This window comes from Streptomyces sp. NPDC060198, assembly GCF_042728415.1.
Lineage (GTDB): Bacteria > Actinomycetota > Actinomycetes > Streptomycetales > Streptomycetaceae > Streptomyces.
This window is the reverse complement of record NZ_JBHWZJ010000459.1, coordinates 1-4,893: the sequence shown is the minus strand read 5'-3', so window position 1 is coordinate 4,893 and position 4,893 is coordinate 1. Positions and strand designations below refer to the sequence as shown.

Here is a 4,893-nt window from a genome sequence, read left to right as displayed (position 1 = left end):
CGTCTGCGGATGCGGGGCCCCCGGGCGCGGCAGACGATGGTAATCCGGCAGACCAGGAGCGAGCGGGCGACGACGGCGGGAGATTCCGGTGGAGGGCAGAACCGACGAGCGACCGCCGCCCGAGCCCCCCGGGGGCCCCGGCCCGGACGTGGTCGCCCCGGCCGGCCTCGACGCCGTGGCCGCCTTCGCCCAAGGCTCCCCCGTCGGGGTGGCGGTCTTCGACACCCGTCTGCGGTACGTCTACGTGAACCCGGCCCTCGAAGCGTTCAACGGCCTCTCCGTCGCCGCCCACCTCGGCCGCACGGTCCAGGAGGTGCTGCCGCAACTCGACGTCCGCGACCACGTCATGCGCCTCGTCCTCCGGGACGGTAAGCCCCGCACGTCCATGACCCAGGGCCAGTCCTGGGGCGTCTCCCGGCACGAGGAGCGCTACTGGCAGGCCGCCTACCACCGGCTGGAGCAGGACGGGGCTCCGGTCGGTGTCCTGTGCGTCCTGGTGGAGATGAGCGAGGTCAAGAACGAGGAACGGGACCTCGAACGCGCCCGCAGGCACCTCACACTCCTCTCGACGGCCGCTGTCAACATCGGGACCACTCTCGACATGGACACCACCTGCCAGGAACTCGCCCGCTTCGTCGTCCCCGCACTCGCCGACTTCGCCGCGGTGGAGGTCTTCCCGCCCGACATCGGGCACACCGTCCGCCAGGCCCCGCCGGGCGTCCTGCGGATGCGGCGCGCCGGTTTCGCCGCCGCCCCCGCCTACCAGGACGGAGCCGCGGTCTTCAGCAACACGGGCGAGTACATCGACTACGCGGAGGACGCGACCGTCTCCCGGTGCCTGGCCGCGGGCGAGCCCGTCGTCATGGACCTGGGGGAAGGGAGCGAGTTCGGCCGTGCCGACGCCGGAGCCGACCTGATCGCCGCCTACCGCGCCTCCGGCCTGCGTACCGCCCTCGTCGTCCCGCTCGCCGCCCGGGGCGTGTCCCTCGGGGCACTGAGCCTGGTCCGCTCGAAGGAATCGCGGCCCTTCGACGACGAGGACGTGCTCGTCGCCAAGGAACTCGCCGGCCGGGCCGCCACCGACCTCGACCACGCCCGCCGCTACGCCCGCGAACACACCATCGCCCGCGAGCTCCAGGCCTCCCTGCTCTCCGAACCGCGCGGAGCCCACCCGCACGTGGAGGTCGCCACCCGCTATCTGCCCGCCGACCGGGGCGCGGTGGTGGGCGGCGACTGGTTCGACGTCGTACCCCTGCACGACGGGCGCCACCTCAAGGCGATGGGCGACGTCATGGGGCACGGCGTGGAGGCCGCGGTGGCGATGAGCCACTACCGCTCGCTGCTGCGGCTGCTCGCGGGCGAGGACCTGCCCCCGCACCGCATCCTGGAGCAACTCGACGCCATGGTGCAGCGATCGGGCCTGGACCGGGCCGCCACCTGCCTGCTCGCCGTGGTGGACCGCTACGCCGGGATGTGCGAGGTGGCGAGCGCCGGACACCTCCCGCCCGTCTTCATCGACCCCGGCACGAACCGCTCACGGGTGGTGCCCGTGAAGCCCGGCCCGCCGCTGGGCATGGGGTTCGGCGGCTACCGCACCGACGCCGTGCCGTGCGGCCCCGGCACCGTCCTCTTCATGTACACCGACGGGCTGGTGGAACGCCGGGGCGAGGACATCGACGTCTCCGTACGGCGCCTCTCGACGCTGACCATGCCGGAGAGCGGCGACCTGGAAGACCTGCTGGACGAGGCCATCGACCGGTTCGGCGAGGGCGCCGACGACGACATCGCCGTCCTCGCCTCGCGCATCCGGGAGGACGTCGGAATCGGCCGGTGGACGAGTGACTCCGCCAGGACCCGGCGGCCCTTCCGCCCGACCGGGCCGAAACTCGTCGACGGCCCCCGCCCCGCCGCCGGACCACGTGTGATCGGGGGCTGACGCGCGGCTGGGCCGTGTGGTGAAGTCCCGCCTGTCCGGCGACGCGCCCGGCACGCACGCTCGCCGCGTTGTCGGGATCACCCCGGTACGTCCAGTATCGGGGCGGCCCTCCGCCGTGCGATCGCACGCACCGGACGCCGCCGGACCCGCCCCTCCGGGCGGACGGCGCCACTTCCGCAACACGCTTGAGCCGGCCGCGCCTCAGCCCAACTCCAGACTGGTGAGCCCGTACACCCCGCCCCGGTCGAACTCGGGTACCGGCCCGGCGTACATCCGGGCCGTCCCGAACGACGGCTCCAGCCCCAGCTGCTCCGCCAGCCGCACCCCCACGGGGTTGATGTCGGGCACGTCCACCGCCACCGGCGTCCCCGGCGCGGCGGCGGCGAGGGCGCCGAGCAGCACCGCCGCCACGTCCGGCGAAGCCGCGTACAGCGGGCCCACCCGGGACGCGGCACGGCAGGCCCGCACCACACCGAACCCCTCGACCGCGCCGTCCTCCTCCCGCACCACGACGAGCGCCGTCCGCCGCGGAGCGGTGATCCACGCCGCGAGGAACGCCTCGCGCGGGGCCGGGAAGAACCGCCGGTCGTACTCCGCCAGCCGGTCGAAGGGCACCGAGCGGGCGTCGGCCAGCCGCAGCCCCGGCGGCAGCACCGCCCCGGCCGCCGGGAACCCTTCGTACCGCGCGTTGCCCCACTCCGTGCGGAAACCCGACCTGCGGTAGTTGGCCTGCTGGTCGGGTACGCCGTCGAGCCCGATGGTGCGCCCGCTGAGGCGCGCCGTACCGGCCCGCCAGGTGCGCAGGCCGTAACCCTGCCCGCGCAGGTGGGGGCGGGTGAGGTAGAAGCCGAGGAAGGCATAGCCGGAGCCGTAGCGGACGACCGACACGGAGGTGACGGGCTCCCCGTCGAGCCGGCCGAGGAGGAAGCCGCAGGGGTCCGCGGTGAAGAAGGGGATCTCGTCGGCGAGCCCCGGGTTCCATCCCTCCTCGTGGGCCCAGGCGGCCAGGGTGGGCATGTCGTCGGCGCTCGCGGTGGTGATCTCGAAGGTGGACACGGACCAGTCGTACCCCGGCCGGGCGGGGGCACCGGGGCCATTCCGCCGGATTCCGGCCCCCACGAGCCCGACGCGCCCCCGGAAACTGCCCTAAGGAGTGGTGTGCGCGGACTGCGGTTTACGCCGCAGCTGGCGCACCACGATGGCGATCGCGGTGATCATCGGCAGCAGGCCCGCGACGGCGTCGGCGGCGAGCAGCTTGTCCGCCCGCCCCGTGGTGCGGCGGACCCGCTTGACCGCGCGGAAGATCGCGAGGCCCCCGGTGCCGACCTTGAGCAGCAGGCGCCCCTTGGAGGGTCCCGACGCGGCGGACTTCCCCGACCCCTCGGCGCCCCCGAAGTCGCCGGACTCCTCCTGCTTCCCATGCTTTCCGTGGGTGCCGTGCCTCTGCGGCGTCACGGCCTTCCGGGACCTCTTTCCGGACATCTGCGCGTCCCTCCTGACGGCACCGGCCGGACCCGTGCGCGCGGCCCGGACTCGTACGCGTTCCACGTAACCGGCCCTGCGCACGGCCCGCAAACGCAACCCGCGTCCACCGCGTGGACCACGGCGTGGGCCACCGGGTGGGCCACCGTGCGGGCCCTCGCCAAGTAGCCCCGGACACGGCCGGGTTCGGGGCCGGAAACATGACGTAGCCCTTCACGACGGGGGATGCGTGAAGGGCTACGTGTGCATTATGGCCCGCCCCGCGTCCGGCGACAACTGACCGGTAGGTCAGCTCAGTTCGACCGTCCGGTCGGTCGTCCGGCGCGCGAGAGGGCAGGCCCGGGAAGTGGTGGCGCGAGTAATCCCGGACGCCCCGACGGATGCGTGGGCGGGGCAGCCAGGAGGCGGAGAAAGCCTCGCTCCACGAGACGGGAAAAACTGTCGCGGCTACGATAGACGTGACTGATCTGGACACAAGTGTTCTGGGACTCGCAGGCGTCCCCGGGGAGCGGACAGGCCGCCCTCCCGGTCTCCCGCGTGGTCCCGGAAGAGGTGCTATGCCCCCGGAAGCCACACAGCACGTCGTCGACCGGCTGGACGACGACGACTACCCCGCGTACACGATGGGGAGGGCCGCCGAGATGATCGGCGCGACTCCCTCCTTCCTGCGGGCACTCGGAGACGCCCGCTTGATCACGCCCCTGCGGTCCGAGGGCGGCCACCGTCGCTACTCCCGCTATCAGCTTCGCATCGCCGCCCGCGCCCGCGAGCTGGTGGACAGCGGGACGCCGGTGGAGGCGGCCTGCCGGATCGTGATCCTGGAGGACCAGCTCGAAGACGCGCTCCGCCTCAACGAGGAGCTGCGCGCGGGCCGGGGCGGCCGGCGCGCGGACGGTTCCGGCTCCTCCGGAGGCTCCGAAGGGGCCGAAGGTCCCGGTGAGTCCTGAATATCTGCTTCCGTCGAAGCAGATTTACGGACAATGCGCGAGGAGAATTTATGACGCCCCGGGCGGAACGTAATTACGTACCGCCCTCTTTTGCTTGCATCGTGCTACGGTTGTTGAAGTTGCAGTTGTGGTTCCCAAGAACTTCACGCGCTCTTGCCGGTCGTACACCGGTGGGTGCGGTTTTGTATTTCCGGTATTCATCCCGGACGGGGTAATCATCACGGCGACGTTGGATGCGCACAGTGCGTATCTGCGGGTTATGCCCCCAAGGAGACTGACATGGCTACTGGAACCGTGAAGTGGTTCAACTCGGAAAAGGGCTTCGGCTTCATCGAGCAGGACGGTGGCGGCGCTGACGTCTTCGCCCACTACTCGAACATCGCCGCCCAGGGCTTCCGCGAGCTGCAGGAGGGCCAGAAGGTGAACTTCGACATCACCCAGGGCCAGAAGGGCCCGCAGGCCGAGAACATCACTCCTGCCTGATCTCGCGCAGACGTTCCACGCAGCTGGGGCCCGCACCTTGGGGTG

At 72.0% G+C, this 4,893-nt stretch carries 5 protein-coding genes; 3 read left to right on the top strand and 2 right to left on the bottom strand.

Going from position 1 to position 4,893, the window contains the following annotated elements:
- Positions 1-148 precede the first annotated feature (148 nt).
- On the top strand, positions 149-1,936 hold the full coding sequence (locus tag ACFWEP_RS31605; RefSeq protein WP_387375261.1) for a SpoIIE family protein phosphatase: 1,788 nt from the start codon (positions 149-151) through the stop codon (positions 1,934-1,936).
- A gap of 201 nt (positions 1,937-2,137) precedes the next feature.
- Here ACFWEP_RS31605 and ACFWEP_RS31600 read toward each other — a convergent pair whose 3' ends face one another.
- Positions 2,138-2,992 (bottom strand): GNAT family N-acetyltransferase, encoded by an 855-nt coding sequence (locus ACFWEP_RS31600; RefSeq protein ID WP_387375259.1) that lies wholly within the window; start codon positions 2,990-2,992, stop codon positions 2,138-2,140.
- A gap of 90 nt (positions 2,993-3,082) precedes the next feature.
- Positions 3,083-3,418 carry a hypothetical protein gene (locus ACFWEP_RS31595; protein ID WP_387375257.1) on the bottom strand — a complete coding sequence of 112 codons (336 nt, stop codon included), beginning with the start codon at positions 3,416-3,418 and terminating at the stop codon, positions 3,083-3,085.
- A 557-nt stretch (positions 3,419-3,975) separates the two neighbouring features.
- Between ACFWEP_RS31595 and ACFWEP_RS31590 the strand changes: the two genes are divergently transcribed.
- Both ACFWEP_RS31590 and ACFWEP_RS31585 read left to right on the top strand, forming a co-directional pair.
- Positions 3,976-4,365 (top strand): MerR family transcriptional regulator, encoded by a 390-nt coding sequence (locus ACFWEP_RS31590; RefSeq protein WP_387375255.1) that lies wholly within the window; start codon positions 3,976-3,978, stop codon positions 4,363-4,365.
- A gap of 279 nt (positions 4,366-4,644) precedes the next feature.
- The gene (locus ACFWEP_RS31585) at positions 4,645-4,848 is read left to right on the top strand and encodes a cold-shock protein (protein WP_266706811.1); all 204 of its coding nucleotides are present in this window, start codon (positions 4,645-4,647) and stop codon (positions 4,846-4,848) included.
- Positions 4,849-4,893 lie beyond the last annotated feature (45 nt).

What these genes read in the sequence shown, in the direction of transcription:
- ACFWEP_RS31595 (WP_387375257.1), bottom strand. Translation starts at nt 3,418, where the DNA reads ATGTCCGGAAAGAGGTCCCGGAAGGCCGTGACGCCGCAGAGGCACGGC.
- ACFWEP_RS31590 (WP_387375255.1), top strand. Translation starts at nt 3,976, where the DNA reads ATGCCCCCGGAAGCCACACAGCACGTCGTCGACCGGCTGGACGACGAC.
- ACFWEP_RS31585 (WP_266706811.1), top strand. Translation starts at nt 4,645, where the DNA reads ATGGCTACTGGAACCGTGAAGTGGTTCAACTCGGAAAAGGGCTTCGGC.